Here is a 20,087-nt window from a genome sequence, read left to right as displayed (position 1 = left end):
CCTGGTGCCGCCATTACGGAAGCTGCCAATAAGTGCTTAGCAAACTGAAGTCGCAACAAGGGATCGTCCCCTCCTAGGAATCCGATGTAGGCAGCCAATACTGCACCGGCAACGGTAGCCATTCCCCCGGTCATCACCAAGAGAATCTCGGAACGGTTCATTTTCTCTAAATAGGCCTTGATCAATAAGGGGGCTTCGGTTTGACCGAGAAAAATATTACCCGCCACACTAAGGCTTTCTGCCCCGGAAATGCCCAAGGTTTTGGAAAGTAGCCAAGCAAGGGCTTTTACTACCTTTTGGATAATTCCTAAATAGAAAAGTAGGGAGGTAAGTGCCGAGAAGAATATGATAGTTGGTAATACTTGAAAGGCAAAAATAAATCCAAAGGTATCCATGTCTACCACCAAGCCTTCAAAAAGGAACTTGCTTCCCGCACGGGTGTAATCTAGCACGCTCACGAAGAGCTGTCCGCCAAACTCAAATATTTTAGATACAAAACTCAGGTCAAATCGGTAGCCAAATGCATTGAAGCCAATTTGGTAGCCAATCAAAATTAAAATCGCAAGGAGGAGCTGTATAAAAAGTCCGATGCCTACCGTGCGCCAATGAATGGCCTTTCTGTTGGTGCTGAAGAGATAGGAGATGAAAAGTAATGCGATCATTCCTAGGATTCCTCTTCCGATACTGTAAAAAGAAACCCCTTGGTTGGGGATAATATCGTCGGAAGTGGGGGCTGGGATGGCACTTACATCTTGGGCTACGGACGGGAACGCAATCAACAATAAAATTAAAAGGATCCAAAACTTGTTTCTCATCCAGTAGCGCTTAATGTGATTTGTGGTTATTTGCGTTTAGAAATTTCATCCCTAAGTTTGGCCGCCTTTTCGTAATCCTCGCTGGCAACGGCTTTGTCTAGCTCTGAACGCAACTCATCCATGCTGAGTTCTTTGTACATATCCGGTGAGCTTGGATTTATTGCCACGGTTTCTCCTTCTTGTAAGATTTCATCAACCATGATGCTGTCGTCGGTTTCCTCCTTGTCCTTTTCTTTGGAAGAGAATTTAAGGAAAATGCCCGCTTTGTCCAAAATGGTTTTATAGGTGAAGATAGGAGCATTGAACCTTAATGCCAAAGCAATGGCATCACTGGTCCTTGCATCTATGATTTCTTCTATTTTGTCTCGTTCGCAAATAATACTGGAGTAAAAGACCCCATCTACCAATTTGTGGATTATTACCTGTTTGATGACCACGTCAAAGCGGTCCGCAAAATTTTTAAAAAGGTCATGGGTCAGGGGGCGTGGTGGCTTTATTTCCTTCTCCAGTGCAATAGCAATGGATTGGGCCTCAAACGCACCAATGACAATAGGTAATTTTCGATCGCCTTCAACTTCATTCAATATAAGGGCATATGCGCCATTTTGCGTTTGGCTATAGGATATCCCTTTTATTTTTAATCTAACTAAACTCATACGTATTAATATACTAAAAAAGGCTGTACAAATAACCGGAAGGACCTGGTTGACTTGCACAGCCCTTTAGGGGCGCAATTTAACAAAAATTAAGTGCTTTGTGCCTTAAATTCCTTTAATTTTTCGATTAGTTGGGGAACAACTTCAAAAGCATCGCCTACAACTCCGTAATCTGCTGCCTTAAAAAATGGAGCCTCCGGATCGGAGTTAATCACCACCTTTACCTTGGAAGCGCTTACTCCTGCCAAGTGTTGAATGGCACCAGAAATGCCTATGGCAATGTATAGGTTGGTGGCTACTGGTTTTCCGGTTTGTCCCACGTGTTCCCCATGTGGTCTCCAGCCTAGGTCCGAAACAGGTTTGGAACAGGCAGTTGCTGCACCCAGAACCTCGGCCAATTCCTCTATCATTCCCCAGTTCTCAGGGCCTTTAAGTCCGCGTCCGCCAGAAACAACAATATCTGCATCGGCAATAGTGGCTTTACCCACTACTTTATCTATTTCTACGGAGGTGGTGCCAAATAGGTTATCGCCCAAAGAAGGACTAAATTCCTCTACCTGTGCAGTGGTCTTATTTTCTACGCTTCCAAAAGAATTATTAGAGACGCCTATGATTTTTATGTCCGATTTGATCTCGGTGTGGGCAAAGCCCTTGTTGCTGAATACAGTGCGCTTAACCTTAAAAGGAGAAGTGCTGTCTGGAGCTGCAACCACATTAGGGACATATCCTCCCTTTAATAGAGCGGTCAGCATAGGGGCCAGGTATTTGGCATCTGTACTAGAGCTCAGAATAATTACTTTGGCGCCTTCCTTTTCTGCAGCCTGCATAAGAACATTTGCATAGGCCTGGGCGTTAAAGGTTTTTAATTTGTCATCCGTGATATTAAGGACCTTGGAAATACCGTAGTCACCAATGGTTTCGGTGTTTCCGTTGTTGATAGCGACTGCGGTTGCGGTAGTGCCCATTTGCTGGGCCACCTCATAGGCGTAAGAGGCTACCTCTGAGGCATTTTTTTTGAACTTTCCGTTTTCGGATTCGGTATATACTAAAACTGACATAGTTGCTTTTTATTTGTGGATCTAGGCCTTGCTACTTGGGGTAGTGGGGCAGTAGATGCTTATTAAATATATGATTTATTTTATCTGTGGTGGCATAGGACCACAATTATAAAGATCTTTGGTTTTTGATAGAGACTAGCGTTGTTGGCTGCGCCTCCTCCCTATGTAACCTTATATAACCTTGGCCTCGTTGTGCAATAGGTCTATGAGTTCATCCAAGTTGTTGGCATCTACCATTTTGATGCTTCCCTTGGCGGCCGGTTTATCAAATGTTACATCTTCTGTGTTGCTATTAGCTTCAACGGGCTCTATAACATTAAGCTTCTTCTGTCTGGCCATCATAATTCCTCTCATGTTGGGAATCTTTAAGTCGCTTTCGGCAACCAATCCCTTTTGTCCTCCAATAATTAATGGTAGAGTGGTGGTTAAGGTTTCCTTTCCGCCGTCTATTTCCCTTACGGCAGTAGCCTTATCACCATCGATCTCCAAACTAATACAAGTATTAATAAAGTTCATTCCTAATAAGGTGGCCAATATTCCTGGAACCATACCTCCGTTGTAATCAATTGACTCTCTACCGGCTATTACCAAGTCGTAAGCCCCATCCTTAATAACGGCAGCTAGTTGTTCCGCTACGAAAAAACCATCCAAGGGTTCTGCATTTACCCTAATTGCCTCATCTGCACCAATGGCAAGCGCTTTTCGTATGGTGGGCTCCGTTGCTGGTCCGCCTACAGAGGCGACATGTACAGTGGCGCCTTGCTTTTCTTTAAACCACATGGCCCTAGTAAGACCAAATTCGTCATTTGGGTTAATTACAAACTGTACTCCATTGGTATCGAACTTGGTATTGTTCTCCGTGAAATTAATTTTAGACGTTGTATCGGGCACGTTGCTTATGCACACTAAGATCTTCATATAATACGTTTTTAAAATCGGTTTTTTTAGAATGACAGCTAAGATACTTAATAAATTTCAAAGTATTATGCATGCATAATATATTTTTTGGGCTTTTTTTAATTATTAACCTCATAGTATTGATATAATATTTCCTATTTTTGCTTGCACTTTTAGAATTTAACAAAAGAATTCCAGTTTACAGATGAAAACAATACAGTTTAGGGAAGCTATTCAGGAAGCAATGTCCGAGGAGATGAGAAGGGACGAGGCAGTCTATCTAATGGGAGAAGAAGTTGCGGAATACAATGGAGCCTATAAAGCTTCTAAGGGAATGTTGGATGAGTTTGGTCCAGAGAGAGTAATTGATACACCTATATCGGAACTTGGCTTTGCTGGGGTCGGGATAGGATCTGCTATGACCGGCAATAGGCCAATTATTGAGTTTATGACCTTTAACTTTTCCTTGGTTGGAATAGATCAGATTATAAACAATGCGGCCAAGATTAGGCAAATGTCTGGTGGACAATTTAACTGTCCCATTGTTTTTAGAGGACCTACCGCTTCTGCAGGGCAATTGGGTGCTACCCACTCACAAGCCTTTGAGAGCTGGTATGCAAACTGTCCTGGTTTAAAAGTAGTGGTTCCTTCCAACCCTAAGGATGCCAAGGGATTGTTGAAATCTGCTATCCGTGATGATGATCCAGTAATCTTTATGGAGTCGGAACAAATGTATGGCGATAAGGGAGAGGTGCCAGAAGGAGAGTACACTATTCCTTTAGGTGTAGCAGATATTAGAAGAGAGGGTACCGATGTAACTGTGGTATCTTTTGGTAAGATTATCAAGGAAGCCGATAAGGCAGCCGATATTTTGGCTGAAGAAGGGATTAGCTTGGAAATCATAGATTTGCGTACCGTAAAACCGTTGGATTACGAGGCTATCTTAAAATCTGTAAAGAAAACAAATAGACTGGTAGTATTGGAGGAAGCTTGGCCTTTTGGGAATGTGGCAACTGAAATTACCTACCATGTTCAGGCAAATGCATTTGATTATCTAGATGCCCCGATCGCCAAAATTAACACAGCAGATGCTCCAGCACCCTATTCTCCAGTATTATTTGCAGAATGGTTGCCAGATCACGAAGATGTGATCAAAGCGGTGAAAAAAGTGATGTATAAATAAAAAGTAAAACCAAAGATAAAATTTCTGGGCTTCGTTAACGACATCTTACTGTTGACGAAGCCTTTATATTAATTCCCCCTGGTAAGACGGAGTAGGTGGCTACGGTTTTCTATCCTTTTATTACTACAATATAATTTTTTTTGGCAGGTTTTTAAATAAGACCATGAGAAAAATCCTTTTTATCCTACTAATAGGTATGCTTCACGCCTCTTACTCCCAAACCAAGGTTGGGGGAATGGTAGTGGACGAGGAAGGGGAGCCTGTTGCCTTTGCGAATGTGTTGTTCAAAAACTCCACTGAAGGCACCATTACCAATGATAATGGTAGGTTTTACATGGCTTCTGAGAACACCTATGATACCCTTTTGGTATCCTTTATAGGCTTTGAATCCCAAGAAATTTTCCTTACCTCAAAAACAACTACAGATTTAAGGGTGGTGCTGCTAGAAGCTAGTGAGCAACTGAATGAAGTAGTGCTGTACTTTGGAAAGACGGACAAGAAAAACAATCCGGCCATAGATATACTAAAAAAGATCTGGGCAAAGAAGCGTAGCAACGGATTGTATATGTTTAATCAGTATCAATACGATAAGTACGAGAAAATAGAATTCGACCTAAACACCATAGACAGTGCGCTAATGAAAAGCAAGGTGTTTAAGGGTTTGGAGTTTGTATTTAAGGATTTGGATACTTCTAGGATAACAGGGAAGACCTATTTACCTATCTTTTTAAACGAAACTTTTACCAAGGTGTACGGGGACAATACGGCCAAGGTAGTGAGGGAAGACGTATTGGGTAGTAAAAATTCTGGCTTCAATAACAATCAGGCTATTATTGCCTTTATTGAGGATCTGTATTCGGATTATGATGTCTATAATAATTATCTGAAATTTTTTGATAAGAGTTTTGTGAGTCCGTTGTCTAAAACGGGGGTAGATACCTATAATTACGTGCTATCCGATAGTGCTTATATCGATAATAAATGGTGCTATAACATTATCTATTACCCTAGAAGAAAGAACGAGCTAACCTTTAAGGGGAATTTTTGGGTGAATGATACCACCTACGCTGTGAAAAACATAAATCTGGCGGTTACCAAGAGTGCAAATATCAACTGGGTTAAAGAGATCTATATTGAGCAGGAGTTTGATGTGGTGAATGATTCCGTGTTTTTGTTGAAGCGAGATTATATGTTGTCCGATTTTAGTTTTAGCAAAAAAGAAAATTCTCGTGGCGTTTACGGAAAACGGACCACAGTGTACGATAACCACCTTTTTAACGAGGTGAAGCCCAAGGAGTTTTACCGGACTAAAAAAGATCCTTTTGATCCCTTAGTACTCAATAAGGATGATGAGTTCTGGGAGGCTAACAGATTAGAATCCTTAAATAGGGACGAAAAGGGGATTTATGAATTGCTGGATACCCTAAAAACGGTTCCCAAATTTAAGTCGTACTACAACTTGGTGAGCATATTGGGTTCCGGTTACGTGGAAATAGATAAATGGAACTTGGATCTTGGGGAGGTGTTCAGTGTTTTTGGATACAATGAGGCAGAGGGAATTAGACTGCGTGCAGGGGCTAGGACTTATTTTGGGCAAAATGACCCTTGGCGACTGGAAGGGTATATGGCCTATGGTTTTGGGGATGATAAATTGAAATATGGATTTTCTGGGAAATTCCTTTTGGATAAGCGTAGTCGCCTAATTATTTCCGGTGGTAACAGGCGGGATGTAGAGCAATTGGGTATTAGTTTAACCGCTACCAACGATGTCTTGGGGCGAAGCATTGCCTCCTCCTCTGTTTTTACCGTGGGCTCTAATGATAGGCTTACAAATATTAATCTCTCTACCTTGAATTTGGAGATGGAGCCGGTGAACAACCTAAGGGTTCACGTGGGGGGGAGCTTTAGGACCTTAAGTTCTGCCCTACCGGAAAAATTTAATTTAGATTATGTAGATCCACTGTCGCCGACGGGGGTGAGCTCGGAAATCGAACAATTTGATATTAAAACTTCCTTAATCTATACGCCTGGGAAACGCACCATTGGGAATGGGGTGGAACGAAAGAGTATCAATGAGAATTATAGCACCCTGTTCTTGTCCTATACCAAGGGGATTAAAAATGTTTTGGAGAGCGATTTCGATTATAAAAAGATTCAATTTAGCTATACCCAGCCTTGGCAATTAGGCGGATTTGGTAGGCTTTTAAGTACGGTGGAATTGGGTAAAACCTATGGCGAAGTGCCGCTAGGTCTTTTAAATGCCATTCCAGGGAACCAAACCTTCTTTACCGTATATAACACCTTTTCCAATTTAAATTTCTATGAGTTTGTTACGGATACCTACGCCTCCGTGCATCTGGAGCATAATTTTAATGGGCGACTCTTTTCAAGGGTTCCTGTAATTAGAAACTGGAACTTAAGGGAGATAGTAGGCTTAAGAGGCGTGTGGGGAGAGCTGTCTGATGGAAACAAGGCGTTGAGCGCCCCGGCGAATATTCCGCTAATGGCTCCCTCCGGATCCCCTTATTGGGAATATTCTGTAGGAGTAGGTAATATATTTAAAATTTTAAGGGTCGATTTTAACTTTAGGGGTAATTATTTAGACGCCCCAGAAGCGCGACCTTTTGGAGTGACAGGGTCCTTTGGATTTTATTTCTAGAAAGAATTTTAAGGATAAACAGAGATAAATTTATTAAATTGAAAGTTGAATAGTATAAAAACAAATTTATGAGTAATGATGAGATTACCTCGTTCGACGTATTGATCGAAATACCAAAAGGTAGCAGGAACAAGTATGAGTATGATTTTGAATTAAAGAAAATACGTTATGATAGGATGATCTTCTCCTCTATGATGTATCCGGCAGATTACGGTTTTATACCGGAAACACTTGCCTTGGACGGAGATCCGTTAGATGTTCTTGTGTTGGTTACAGAAGCTACCTTTCCAGGATGTGTGATGGAGGTAAAGCCAATTGGGGTATTCCATATGGCCGATGAAAAGGGACCGGATGAAAAAGTAATCTGTGTGCCGGTATCCGATCCTGTTTGGAATAGGATAAACGACCTATCTGAATTGAACCCGCACTTGATTAAAGAGATAGAGCACTTCTTTAAGGTGTACAAAGACTTGGAGAAAAAGAAGGTAGATGTTGGTGGATGGGGGCATCTGGAAGCTGCCAAAGAAATTGTTGCCAAGTGTATACAAAGATTTAAGGATAGTGATGTTCCCGCAAAAGACGTGAGTATTAAATACTAAGTCGAGTACTTATTATAGATGATTGGAAAGCAATATTATACACATAATATTGCTTTTTTTATTCTACCTTATTTTACTATTTTAGACAACCTAAACAATCAACTAAAACTTATTAAATGAAATCAATTATTATTTATGTGCCTATAATCATGGCATTGATCGGCCTTGCTTTTATGGCAATAAAAAGGTCATGGGTGTTAAAACAAGATGCAGGGGATGGTAAAATGAAGGAAATATCCGATTACATCTATGAAGGGGCCTTGGCATTTTTAAAAGCAGAATATAAGTTATTAACCTTCTTTGTAATAGGGGCCAGTATTGCTTTGGCAGCAGTTTCCTTTATTGTCCCTACCACGCATATTCTTATTGTAGTGGCCTTTGTATTCGGAGCATTTTTCTCGGCCTTGGCTGGGAATATGGGAATGAAGATTGCCACAAAGACCAATGTGAGGACCACCCAGGCGGCTCGTACCAGTTTACCGCAGGCTCTAAAGATTTCATTTGGCGGGGGTACCGTTATGGGGCTGGGGGTTGCCGGACTGGCGGTGCTTGGACTCACCGCAGCCTTTATCTTATTGTTCCAATTCTTTATGAATGGGACTTGGACTTCCACGGATGATATGACCATTGTATTAGAAACCTTGGCCGGATTTTCCCTAGGTGCAGAATCCATTGCTCTTTTTGCAAGGGTAGGGGGCGGCATCTATACCAAAGCAGCCGATGTGGGGGCCGATTTGGTAGGAAAGGTAGAGGCGGGTATCCCGGAAGATGATCCGCGTAACCCGGCTACCATTGCAGATAATGTAGGGGATAACGTAGGGGATGTTGCCGGAATGGGGGCCGACCTTTTTGGGTCCTATGTGGCTACTGTATTGGCAGCCATGGTACTGGGGAATTATGTGATTAGGGATATGGGCGGTGCCATTGAGGACTCCTTTAATGGGGTGGGGCCAATTTTATTGCCCATGACCATCGCTGGCTTTGGAATCTTATTTTCGGTGGTAGGTACCATGTTAGTGAAAATAAAAAACAACGATGCCAAAGAAAAACAGGTGCAAGGAGCTTTAAATGTGGGGAACTGGGTTTCTATAGGGCTTACCCTGATTACTTCCTATGTATTGGTTATTTATATGTTGCCAGAAACCATGCAAATGGAATTTTTTGGAGAAGGTGTAAAGGATATTTCCTCTATTAGGGTATTCTATGCTACGGTGATCGGATTGTTGGTAGGGGGTGTAATCTCATCTATTACCGAATATTATACTGGATTGGGAACAAAGCCCGTGTTGGCTATAGTGCAGAAATCTAGTACCGGGGCTGGGACCAATGTGATTGCCGGATTGGCTACTGGGATGATTTCCACTTTCCCGACTATTTTAGTATTTGCCGCTGCAATCTGGTCTTCTTATGCTTTGGCAGGTTTTTATGGGGTGGCCTTAGCAGCCTCGGCAATGATGGCTACCACCGCAATGCAATTGGCAATTGATGCCTTTGGCCCTATTGCCGATAATGCGGGAGGTATCGCGGAAATGAGTGAACAAGATCCCATTGTTAGGGAGCGTACAGATATTCTAGATTCCGTAGGGAACACCACGGCAGCAACCGGAAAAGGATTTGCTATTGCTTCTGCAGCATTAACTTCCTTGGCGTTGTTTGCAGCCTATGTAACCTTTACGGGAATAGATGGGATTAATATTTTTAAAGCACCTGTTTTGTCCATGCTCTTTGTAGGGGGGATGGTGCCCGTAGTGTTTTCTGCCTTGGCAATGAACTCAGTAGGGAAAGCCGCCATGGATATGGTCTACGAAGTGAGGAGACAGTTTAAGGAAATACCTGGGATAATGGAAGGAGCCAGTAAACCAGACTATGCAAAGTGCGTGGATATATCTACCAAAGCTGCCCTGAGAGAAATGATGTTGCCTGGCTTGCTGACTATCGGATTCCCTATTGCGATTGTGCTGTTGGGTAAACTGGTGTATGGCAGCGATAACCAATTAATTGGAGAGATGCTAGGGGGCTATATGGCTGGTGTTACCGTCTCTGGTGTTTTATGGGCTATTTTCCAGAATAACGCTGGTGGCGCTTGGGATAATGCTAAGAAATCATTTGAAGCGGGCGTGGAGATTAATGGGGAAATGACCTATAAGGGGTCCGAGGCGCATAAGGCAGCCATTACTGGAGATACCGTAGGTGATCCATTTAAGGATACTTCCGGACCATCCATGAATATCCTAGTGAAATTAACCTGTTTAATCGGTTTGGTGATTGCACCTATTTTAGGGGGGCACGAATTGCCAACAGAGGTCTCTAAAAAGGAGATACAGGTAGAAATGAAAGTGGAAGGAGAAGGAATGGCGCAGGCAACCGTGAATTACACGGTGGTTGAAAACGGTAAGGAGCTTAAGAAGGAAAAGGTCTTTAAAGGAACCCATGAAGAAGTAAAGGCGCAATTAAAAGCGTTGGAAGCCTCCAATCTAAATAAGGATGACGCTAAAGTTAAGGTGGTTATCGATAAGGTGGAAATAGAAAAAAAGTAGTAAAATAAAATGAATCCGTTTTAAGCCCCGTTTGTAAGACGGGGCTTTTTATTTTAAAAGTATTGCCTTGGGAACGTGTTTCCCTAAGTGTAGGGTCAATTATGATTGAGGCAATGGGCTATGCGATAGAGGGAAAGCTTATTTTGTGAAGGATGGGTATTTTATTAACTTTATTGGATGGGTTGGTTGAGATCAAAAGATCCCTTACAGGTAATTACATTTCAGACCTATGGTACTGAAAAATCCTTGTACATAAAGGGACGGGCGCTGGAGGATGAGAACATAGATCTCTCCAAAAAGAATGTCTTTCAACTCCTGATTAATTCTTGGAAGCGGTTTGAAACCGATGAGATTCGGAATGCTAAGCTCGTGCTAAGACTTCCCAATGGGTGGGAACACCAGTTTATGGCAGATGATGAGGGGTATTTCTTGGTGAAGCTGCCTTTGGAAGGTAGGCGGTTAAAGGCTAATGAAGAGGGGTGGGTGACCTACGAAATATCTTTTGTGGACCCTGATCCAAAACGAAGGTTTAATTTGGGGAATAGGTTCCCTGGAGAGATGATGCTGCCACCTAAAACCTGTGATTTTGGGGTGGTAAGTGATATAGATGATACTATTCTGCATACGGGTTTAATATCCCCTTTAAAGTGGCGGGTAATATATAACACCTTATTTACAACACCGGGGAAACGGCTGCCCCTTACTGGGGCCGCTGATTTTTACCACCGTTTGCACAGGGGGCCCAGTGGAGATGCCTCCAACCCCATTTTTTATGTGAGTAACAGCCCGTGGAATCTTTATCGGTACCTGGAATTCTTCTTGAGGGAAAATAACTTCCCCAAAGGCCCTATTCTCTTGCGGAGTCTAAGTTCATTTTTTAAAAGGCATCGGAAGGCAAGCGAGGAAAATAAGCCTCACAAACCCACGGAAATTTTAAATATTCTAGAGACCTATCCGGATATGCCCTTGATCCTTATTGGCGACAGCGGGGAAAAGGATGCCGATATTTACATGGAAATTGCCCAGCGCTTCCCAGATAGGATCAAGGCCATATATTTGCGGACAGTGGCCCATAACAAGAAGATGTTACGGGTTAAAGGTCTGTTTGCAGGCTATAAGACTACGCCTGTGCTGTTCGTGGAAAATTCCAAGCAAGCCATACAACACGCTCAGGAAAATGGATTTATCAAGTAGCCTTGTTGCTGGTATTTGATGCTGAATACAATTAGCTTAAAGGTGTTGTTTCCCGACTCAAAGACTTAGAATAAGCCGTGAATCTCTGCGTCTATTTTGTTGATAACCAGTCCTAAATCCTCCGGATTGGCCACGAAATCTAGTTTGTCCACATCGATCACCAAAAGTTTCCCTTTTTCATAGCTCTGTGCCCAAGCCTCATAGCGCTCATTTAATCGGCTTAGGTAGTCTATGGAGATGGTGTTTTCGTACTCCCTGCCCCGCTTGTGTATTTGGTTTACCAAATTAGGAATGGAACTACGCAGGTAGATCAATAAATCTGGGGGTTGTACCAAGGTTTCCATCAACTCAAAAAGACTGGTGTAGTTGTTAAAATCCCTATTGGTCATTAAGCCCATGGCATGTAGGTTGGGGGCAAAGATATGAGCATCCTCATAAATGGTTCTATCTTGAATGGTTTCCTTTCCGCTTTTTCGGATGTCCAAAATTTGGCGGTATCTATTGTTAAGGAAATATATCTGGAGGTTAAAGCTCCAGCGTTCCATCTGATTGTAAAAATCGTCCAAATAGGGGTTGTCTACAACATCTTCAAATTGGGCTTCCCACTTATAGTGTTTGGATAGCAGCCTAGTTAAGGTCGTTTTTCCAGCTCCAATATTTCCGGCAACAGCAATATGCATAGGTAGTTTTTATATTAAGATTAGTGTTTTTCTGGGGTATATGCAAATAAACGGCACAATATACAAGATATACCGTGGATGCTAAAATCTTTGGATTATTATCCGGTTAATAGCGCTGCTAAAATCCTAGGTCGCTATTTCCATGATTTTAATTCGGACCAAAGACCTCAGTGCTATTCTTAACTTAAAATATCGATTTATAGTATGGGAGTAGGCTTTCTTTTTTTTAAAGGCCTATAAATTTAAAAAAGGAATGTAAAGGGTGGTCCTTCACTGTCTAAGGTCTTGGGTGCTTTTGCGCTCCCTTTTAAAAATTGTTGTTAAACCTATTTTGATTCGTCAGTATTTCTTGTACTTTTGTGCCTGTAAAATTTAGGAGGAAGGATTTGACTGATTGCAACCTCTAAAGACCAAGCTTATTTTTTGGTCTAATAAAATGCTAAAGCAGGCTATGTTGTTCGTGGTATTTATAACACTTACAGTTACTCTTCTCTAGACTTCAACAAATCCTTGCCCTTATTTAGTTATAAAAAACGAAAATGGCATATTTATTTACTTCAGAATCCGTTAGTGAGGGGCATCCCGATAAAATTGCAGACCAGATTAGTGATGCGCTTTTAGATAACTTTTTAGCCTTCGATCCTGAAAGCAAGGTGGCTTGTGAGACCTTAGTAACAACTGGTCAGGTAGTATTGGCCGGGGAAGTTAAGAGTCGCACCTATTTGGATGTTCAGCAAATTGCTAGGGATGTAATCAATAAAATTGGGTACACCAATGGCGAATACAAGTTTAGCGGTGATTCTTGTGGAGTAATTTCCTTGATTCATGAGCAGTCTAAAGATATCAATCAGGGAGTAGACAGGGGCACCAAAGAAGAGCAGGGGGCGGGTGACCAAGGGATGATGTTTGGATATGCCACTAAAGAAACCGAAAACTATATGCCTTTGGCCTTGGATATCTCTCATAAGATTTTACAGGTATTGGCAGAGATAAGAAGAGAGGGTTCCCAGATAGATTATTTGCGTCCCGATGCTAAGGCGCAGGTAACCATTGAATATTCGGATGACAATCTTCCTCAACGAATAGATACAATAGTGGTTTCTACCCAGCACGATGAGTTTGATGAGGATGATGCCGTAGTATTGGCTAAAATTAAAGAGGATATTATTTCTATCTTAATTCCTAAGGTTAAGGAACAGCTTCCCGAAACCATAAGAAGCCTTTTTGATGAACATATTAAATACCACATAAATCCTACAGGGAAATTTGTTATTGGGGGACCCCATGGGGATACCGGACTTACGGGACGAAAGATTATTGTGGATACCTACGGGGGCAAAGGAGCCCATGGTGGGGGTGCGTTTAGCGGAAAGGATCCTAGTAAGGTAGACCGTAGTGCAGCGTATGCAGCTAGGCATGCGGCCAAGAATTTGGTAGCTGCCGGGGTGGCCGATGAGCTATTGTTGCAGGTGAGTTATGCCATTGGGGTAGTAGAGCCTACTTCCATATTGGTGGATACGTATGGTACCGCAAATGTAGATTTAACCGATGGACAGATTGCTGAAAAAGTAGCGCAGCTGTTTGATATGCGTCCCTTTGCCATAGAAGAGCGACTAAAGTTGAGAAACCCGATATATTTGGAAACCGCAGCCTATGGCCATATGGGAAAAGAACCCCAAATAGTGACCAAAGTCTATGAATCACCCTATAATGGAAGGATTGAAAAGGAAGTGGAATTGTTTACGTGGGAAAAATTGGACGCTGTAGACGAAGTTAAGGAAGCGTTTAATTTATAATTTTTTGAAATTAGTGGGGAAATGAGTTTTTCCTTGCCTATATTTGCATTTCTAAAGTTCAAACACTTATTGAATTGTTATCAAGAAAGGTGGAGGGAATAGACCCTTTGAAACCTTAGCAACCCTTTGATTCCTGTATCAATGAAGGTGCTACATTCTACCGATGTAAAACATGAGCCTTAGTGGCTGTTATGTATGCAAGGCAGATAACACAAACGGTTACTCCGGTAATTGACTTTCTTTTTAACTTTTTGATTTTCAGATAGGGCGCTGTCCGCCTTATTAGCTTTGGATTTTTATTTGATAGTTTAATAATTTAATAAAAAACAAAAAAAATCATGAGTACTCAAAAATTTGCAACTAATGCGTTACACGCTGGTCACGATACAAAGTTAACCGAAGGAACCAGAGCGGTACCAATATACCAGAATACGGCCTATGTGTTTGATGATACCGACCATGCCGCTAGTAGATTTAATCTTTCCGAACCAGGGTATATATATACTAGATTAAACAATCCTACCAACGATATTTTGGAAAAGCGTTTAGCTGCTTTGGAGGGGGGTATCGCCAGTGTGGTGACCGCTTCTGGAACCGCTGCCGTTTCTACTGCCCTTTTGGTGCTATTGAAAACTGGCGATCATATAGTGGCTTCTAGTAGTCTATACGGTGGTACCTACAACCTTTTGGCGGTAACCTTACCGAGATTTGGTATTACTACCACCTTTGTAGATCCGGGAGATCAAGAGAACTTTACCAAAGCTATCCAAGAGAATACCAAAGCCATATTTGTGGAGTCTTTGGGGAATCCTAAATTGGATGTGTTGGATTTGCAAGCGATATCCGGCGTAGCTAAAAACGCAAAAATTCCTTTTATAGTGGATAATACAGTAGCTACCAGTGCTTTGATAAAACCTATAGAGCACGGTGCCGATATAGTAATCCACTCCCTTACCAAATACATTAACGGAAATGGTACCTCTATGGGAGGAGTCATTATAGATGCAGGTAAATTTGATTGGAGTAGTGGAAAATTCCCAGAATTTACAGAACCTTCTCCTGGATATCACGGATTGGTATACCACGAGGCATTGGGGAACGCTGCATTTATTGCTAAGGTAAGAATTGAGGGGCTAAGGGATCTTGGGGCATCTTTAAGTCCGTTTAATGCCTTTCAGATTATACAAGGTTTAGAAACCTTGGAAATCAGGATGAAGAAGCATAGTGAAAATGCCCTAGAAGTGGCAAAATGGCTTCAGGATAGGGAAGAAGTTGCATGGGTTAATTATCCTGGCTTAGCTAGTAGTCCTTATCATAAGTTGGCCCAAAAATACCTGCCTAAAGGGCAAAGTGGTATTGTAACCTTTGGGGTAAAAGGAGGCTATGAGGCGGCTAAGAACGTAGTGGACGCAACAAAACTATTTTCTCTCTTGGCCAATATTGGAGATACCAAATCCCTAATAATCCACCCGGCCAGTACTACTCACCAACAATTGGATGACGAAGCGCAACAGACCACTGGGGTAACCAAGGATTTGGTGCGTATATGTGTAGGTTTGGAAGATATTGAAGATATTAAAGCAGATTTGGAGCAAGCATTTTCTGCCATCCAGTAATCACTTTAGGTGCAATATCAAATAACCTTTCGCAATAATTAATATAGAAAAGGGAACTTGGGGAACGCAATAAAACACCCTTAGTGGGCAAAGCGTTCCCCTAATTATCAAAATCCCATTCTTGCTTTATTCAAAGAATTTTTTCAAGCTTTATTTATGCTACATCAACTTTCAATCCAAGATTATGTCACCGATAGCGGCTATAAATTGGATATTAATTTGTCTTATGAAATTTTTGGGCTCCCGTTGCATACGGCCCCTATTATATTGGTGAACCATGCCTTAACCGGTAATTCCAATGTGGCTGGGGAACAGGGGTGGTGGAATACCCTTATTGGGGACGATAAGTGTATCAATACTAAAAAATACACCATCCTCTGCTTTAATATTCCTGGGAATGGGTACGACGGATTTGTTATAGATAACTATAAGGCTTTTGTAGCTCGGGATATAGCTAGAATATTTCTTCAGGGCTTGGAAATCCTAAAAATCAATAAACTTTACGCTCTGATTGGCGGATCGTTGGGAGGGGGAATCGCTTGGGAAATGGCAGCCCTAAATCCAAATCTAACAGAACACCTAATCCCGGTTGCCTCCGATTGGAAATCTACGGATTGGCTGATTGCCAATTGTCAGATTCAGGAGCAGTTCTTGGTGAATTCCAAGCAGCCGGTACATGATGCCCGTATGCACGCCATGCTGTGTTACAGGACTCCTGAATCCTTTAAGGAGCGATTTAAAAGGAGTACCAATGAGGAGCTAAAGGTTTTTAATGTAGAGAGTTGGTTAACCCATCATGGAAATAAGCTTCAGGAGCGATTTCAGCTATCGGCCTATAAATTGATGAACCAGCTGCTAAAGACCATTGATATTACCAGGGATGGAGAGGAAGCGTTTATAGCACTACAAAATAGTGACACCAATATTCATATTATAGGGGTAGATTCTGACCTGTTTTTTACCGCTAAAGAGAACAAGGACACTTTTAAGAAATTGGCGCAGGCCAATAGCAATGTTACCTATGGGGAAATCCAATCCCTGCATGGCCACGATGCCTTTTTGATCGAATTTGATCAAATGGAAGGTCTGTTAAAGGGGATTTTTGATAAAAACGGAGGATCTAAGAAAATTAAAGTCCTAAAGTTTGGGGGTAAGTCCCTGGCTAATGGCGAGGGAATAGATTCCGTGGTGCGGATTATTGCTGGTAAAGTGGCCGCAGAAGAGCGCATTGCAGTGGTAGTCTCGGCTAGGAATAAGGCTACCGATGAGTTGGAAGCTATCTTGGATAAGGCATCCAGGGGAATAGACTACAGCAAGGATTTTAAAGAGTTTGAAAAATATCAAAAGCATCAGTTTAAAAACATAGATACTTCCGAGGAGCTAAAGGGCTTGGTAAAGTTGTTTGAAGGAGTAGCCCTCTTAGGGGATTATAGCCTTAAAATAAAGGATCAGGTTTTGGCCTATGGGGAGGTCTTATCGGCAAAATTGTTGACCCAGATATTGTTGGAGAAAGGGATTAAAGCGCGGTTTGTGGATACCCGTAAGTTGATTAAAACAGATAGTAATTTTGGCGATGCCAAAGTACTCGATTCCCTGTCCAAAGAAAATGTTATACGCGAATTTGCCAAACAGGATGTAGATACCGTTAGTGTTGCCACTGGTTTTATTGCTTCTAATGAACTCAATGAAACTACCACCTTAGGAAGGAACGGAAGTAACTATTCCGCTGCTTTGTTGGCCAACTATCTAAATGCGGAGGAATTGCAGAACTATACCCATGTGGATGGGATATTTACTGCTAACCCAGATTTTGTTCACGAAGCTAAACGCATTGAGCAATTGTCCTACGGTGAAGCAAATGAGCTGGCCAATTTTGGTACCACCATTTTACATGCCAAGACCATCATCCCATTGATAGAGAAGAATATTCCATTGCGAATTCTGAATACCTTCAATGACGATAATGAGGGAACTTTAATTAGTGCCGAAACTAGTAAAGAAGGGATTAAGTCCTTATCCGTTATAGAAAACATGGCCTTGATTAATTTGGAAGGGCGTGGTCTATTGGGTAAAGTAGGGGTAGATGCTCGTATTTTTAAGACCTTGGGGAACAATAACATCAGTGTTAGTATTATTTCTCAGGGATCCTCGGAAAGAGGTATCGGATTGGTAGTGGATGCTAAAAATGCAGCACTGGCAAAATCGTCCTTGGAAGAAGAGTTCCAAACCGATTTTAAATCGCAGGATATTAATAATATCACCGTGGTAGATCAGGTTTCTGTTATTTCCATTGTGGGGCAAGACCTAAGTACCTTCCACAAGCCGTATAATAGTCTTATCAAGAATCAGATTGTGCCTCTGTTGTTTAACAATACTATCTCCGGAAAGAATGTGAGCTTGGTAGTAAAGAAAACAGATTTGCACAAGGCGTTGAACGTAATGCACGGACAGATTTTCGGATTCAGTAAAAAGGTGAACATCGCTATTTTTGGACATGGAAACGTAGGGGGCACGCTGATAGATCAGATATTAAAATCTAATAAATCCATTGAAAAGAGGAAAGGTATTCATCTCAATATTTTTGCGGTGGCCAATTCCAAAAAAGTATTGCTGAATAAGAACGGTATTTCTAAAAAATGGAAATCCGCTTTGGAAACCAAAGCAGTGCCTTATGAGTTAAAAGATGTGATTAGCTATGCCAAGGATCACCATTTAGAGAACCTTATTGCAGTGGATAATACGGCTAATGAGGGGTTTGTGGCTTCCTACTTGGATTTTGTTGCAAATGGGTTCGATTTGGTTTCTTCAAACAAAATTGCCAATACCCTTGGGTTTGATTATTATCAGCTGCTCAGGGAACGGCTAGAGGAAAACCAAAAGCAGTATCTGTACGAAACCAATGTGGGCGCAGGGTTGCCATTGATAGACACCATTAAGCTACTACACCTTTCCGGGGAGAATATTACCAGAATTAAAGGAGTTTTCTCAGGATCCTTGAGTTATATTTTTAATACATTCTCCGAGAAAGATGCAAAGTTTTCTGCCATTCTTAAGGAAGCTATGGAGCAAGGATTTACGGAACCTGATCCGCGGGAAGACCTTTCTGGTAATGATGTAGGTAGAAAACTATTGATATTGGCTAGGGAGTTAGACTTAAGTAATGAATTTTCCGATATAGCTATAGAAAACCTAATTCCCGAAGCTTTGCAAGAAGGAGGGGTAGAGCAGTTCATGGAACAGCTGGCGGTGTTGGACGATAAGTTTAGCGAAATTAAAGCAGCTCAAAAACCAGATCACGTATTGCGATACGTAGGTGATTTGTCTGGAGACCTGCAAAAAGAAAAAGGAAATTTGGAGGTGAAATTAATCTCTGTCCCCAAGGGAAGTGCCCTAGGGCAAATTAAGGGATCCGATTCCATTATTGAAATTTACACCGAATCTTATGGTGAACATCCCTTGGTAATACAAGGAGCGGGCGCAGGGGCGGCCGTTACCGCTAGAGGTGTATTTGGAGATATATTGCGTATTGCAGATAGGGGGTAAACCTATATTTTGTGGCTTCGATTCTGCCTGCCTTGGGCAGGTAAACTCCGAAATGGAGATTGTAGGAGATTGAGCCTGTCGACCAAAGGTGGACGTAGTCGAAATCGAGTATAGTTGAGAGCGTATTGTTTGTGGCTTCGACTCCGCTCAGCCACCGTCATGTGATCTCTTCCATTGAGTAGTTGATGTGGATATTATAGTTGCACAAGCTTAAGGTATAATAGGTTAGAATGAAAGGATTCCTGTATATATTGGAGTGTTCAGATGGTAGTTATTATACAGGTAGTACTATTGATGTGGAGCAACGGTTGAAGGAGCACAACAACGGTAGGGGAGCTAATCATACGAAAAAGCGATTACCAGTTCATTTACTATATGTAGAAGAGTATAAAAGTATTGGGAAAGCCTTCAGTAGGGAAAAACAAATTCAAGGTTGGAGTCGAGAAAAGAAGGAAGCGTTAATGAATGGGGAATTTGCCAAACTAAGTGGATTAGCAGAATGTAAAAATGAATCTCACTATATCCACTATATTGACGTAGTTGTTGATAAAACATAAATATATTTGCCTGATTAATTGAGGTAGGAGATTGAGCTTGCCGACAGAAGGTGGGCGTAGTCGAAATCGGGTATAGATGAGTGCGAGATGCTCGTTGCTTCGACTCCGCTCAGCCACCGGTATTAGGGAGATTGAGCTTGCCGACAGAAGGTGGGCGTAGTCGAAATCGGGTATAGATGAGTGCGAGATGCTCGTTGCTTCGACTCCGCTCAGCCACCGGTATTAGGGAGATTGAGCCTGTCGACCAATGGTGGACGTAGTCGAAATCGAATAAAGTTGATAGCGAATTGTTTTGTG

General features: G+C 41.8%; 14 protein-coding genes and 1 riboswitch. Of the genes, 9 read left to right on the top strand and 5 right to left on the bottom strand.

From position 1 onward, the window contains the following. The 4 genes from F1E73_RS12130 to F1E73_RS12115 form a co-directional block, all read right to left on the bottom strand. Positions 1-815, bottom strand: an 815-nt coding sequence (locus tag F1E73_RS12130) for a nucleoside recognition domain-containing protein (protein WP_317132974.1), incomplete at its 3' end; no start/stop codon positions are given. 26 nt (positions 816-841) lie between these two features. After that, positions 842-1,471 (bottom strand): bifunctional nuclease family protein, encoded by a 630-nt coding sequence (locus tag F1E73_RS12125; RefSeq protein WP_086475475.1) that lies wholly within the window; start codon positions 1,469-1,471, stop codon positions 842-844. A gap of 89 nt (positions 1,472-1,560) precedes the next feature. After that, positions 1,561-2,529, bottom strand: coding sequence for an electron transfer flavoprotein subunit alpha/FixB family protein (locus tag F1E73_RS12120; protein WP_150452040.1), 969 nt, complete (start codon positions 2,527-2,529; stop codon positions 1,561-1,563). A 171-nt stretch (positions 2,530-2,700) separates the two neighbouring features. Further along, complete coding sequence (locus F1E73_RS12115; protein ID WP_150452039.1) at positions 2,701-3,447, bottom strand: electron transfer flavoprotein subunit beta/FixA family protein; 747 nt, start codon at positions 3,445-3,447, stop codon at positions 2,701-2,703. A gap of 184 nt (positions 3,448-3,631) precedes the next feature. Between F1E73_RS12115 and F1E73_RS12110 the strand changes: the two genes are divergently transcribed. The 5 genes from F1E73_RS12110 to F1E73_RS12090 all read left to right on the top strand — a co-directional run bounded on the left by F1E73_RS12110 (position 3,632) and on the right by F1E73_RS12090 (position 11,598). Next, on the top strand, positions 3,632-4,609 hold the full coding sequence (locus tag F1E73_RS12110) for a pyruvate dehydrogenase complex E1 component subunit beta (protein ID WP_086475478.1): 978 nt from the start codon (positions 3,632-3,634) through the stop codon (positions 4,607-4,609). 163 nt (positions 4,610-4,772) lie between these two features. After that, positions 4,773-7,268, top strand: a complete 2,496-nt coding sequence (locus F1E73_RS12105; RefSeq protein ID WP_086475479.1) for a DUF5686 family protein — start codon at positions 4,773-4,775, stop codon at positions 7,266-7,268. A 68-nt stretch (positions 7,269-7,336) separates the two neighbouring features. Next, positions 7,337-7,867 carry an inorganic diphosphatase gene (locus tag F1E73_RS12100; RefSeq protein ID WP_086475480.1) on the top strand — a complete coding sequence of 177 codons (531 nt, stop codon included), beginning with the start codon at positions 7,337-7,339 and terminating at the stop codon, positions 7,865-7,867. Positions 7,868-7,983: 116 nt separating this feature from the next. Then, positions 7,984-10,404: a sodium-translocating pyrophosphatase gene (locus F1E73_RS12095; protein WP_150452038.1), complete on the top strand. Its 2,421-nt coding sequence runs from the start codon at positions 7,984-7,986 to the stop codon at positions 10,402-10,404. A 177-nt stretch (positions 10,405-10,581) separates the two neighbouring features. Then, entirely contained in the window at positions 10,582-11,598 is a 1,017-nt protein-coding gene (locus F1E73_RS12090; RefSeq protein ID WP_150452037.1) for an App1 family protein, read from the top strand. 65 nt (positions 11,599-11,663) lie between these two features. On the opposite strand, the gene F1E73_RS12085 is transcribed toward F1E73_RS12090, so the two are convergent. Next, a complete protein-coding gene (locus tag F1E73_RS12085) occupies positions 11,664-12,278 on the bottom strand; it encodes a deoxynucleoside kinase (RefSeq protein ID WP_150452036.1) in 615 nt (204 codons plus the stop codon). 539 nt (positions 12,279-12,817) lie between these two features. Here F1E73_RS12085 and metK point away from each other — a divergent pair. From metK to F1E73_RS12065, 4 genes are all read left to right on the top strand, one after another. Continuing rightward, entirely contained in the window at positions 12,818-14,074 is a 1,257-nt protein-coding gene (gene metK, locus F1E73_RS12080) for a methionine adenosyltransferase (protein WP_086475484.1), read from the top strand. A gap of 74 nt (positions 14,075-14,148) precedes the next feature. Beyond that, positions 14,149-14,244: riboswitch (SAM riboswitch) on the top strand. A 168-nt stretch (positions 14,245-14,412) separates the two neighbouring features. Continuing rightward, positions 14,413-15,690, top strand: coding sequence for an O-acetylhomoserine aminocarboxypropyltransferase/cysteine synthase family protein (locus F1E73_RS12075; RefSeq protein ID WP_086475485.1), 1,278 nt, complete (start codon positions 14,413-14,415; stop codon positions 15,688-15,690). A 156-nt stretch (positions 15,691-15,846) separates the two neighbouring features. Continuing rightward, the gene (gene thrA, locus F1E73_RS12070) at positions 15,847-19,233 is read left to right on the top strand and encodes a bifunctional aspartate kinase/homoserine dehydrogenase I (protein ID WP_150452035.1); all 3,387 of its coding nucleotides are present in this window, start codon (positions 15,847-15,849) and stop codon (positions 19,231-19,233) included. A 230-nt stretch (positions 19,234-19,463) separates the two neighbouring features. Continuing rightward, positions 19,464-19,790, top strand: a complete 327-nt coding sequence (locus F1E73_RS12065; RefSeq protein WP_086475487.1) for a GIY-YIG nuclease family protein — start codon at positions 19,464-19,466, stop codon at positions 19,788-19,790. The last annotated feature ends 297 nt before the right edge of the window (positions 19,791-20,087 follow it).

The sequence above is a fragment of the Arenibacter lacus genome (genome assembly GCF_008711145.1).
In the GTDB taxonomy this organism is placed as follows: domain Bacteria; phylum Bacteroidota; class Bacteroidia; order Flavobacteriales; family Flavobacteriaceae; genus Arenibacter; species Arenibacter amylolyticus.
This window is presented reverse-complemented; position numbering and strand designations above follow the sequence as displayed.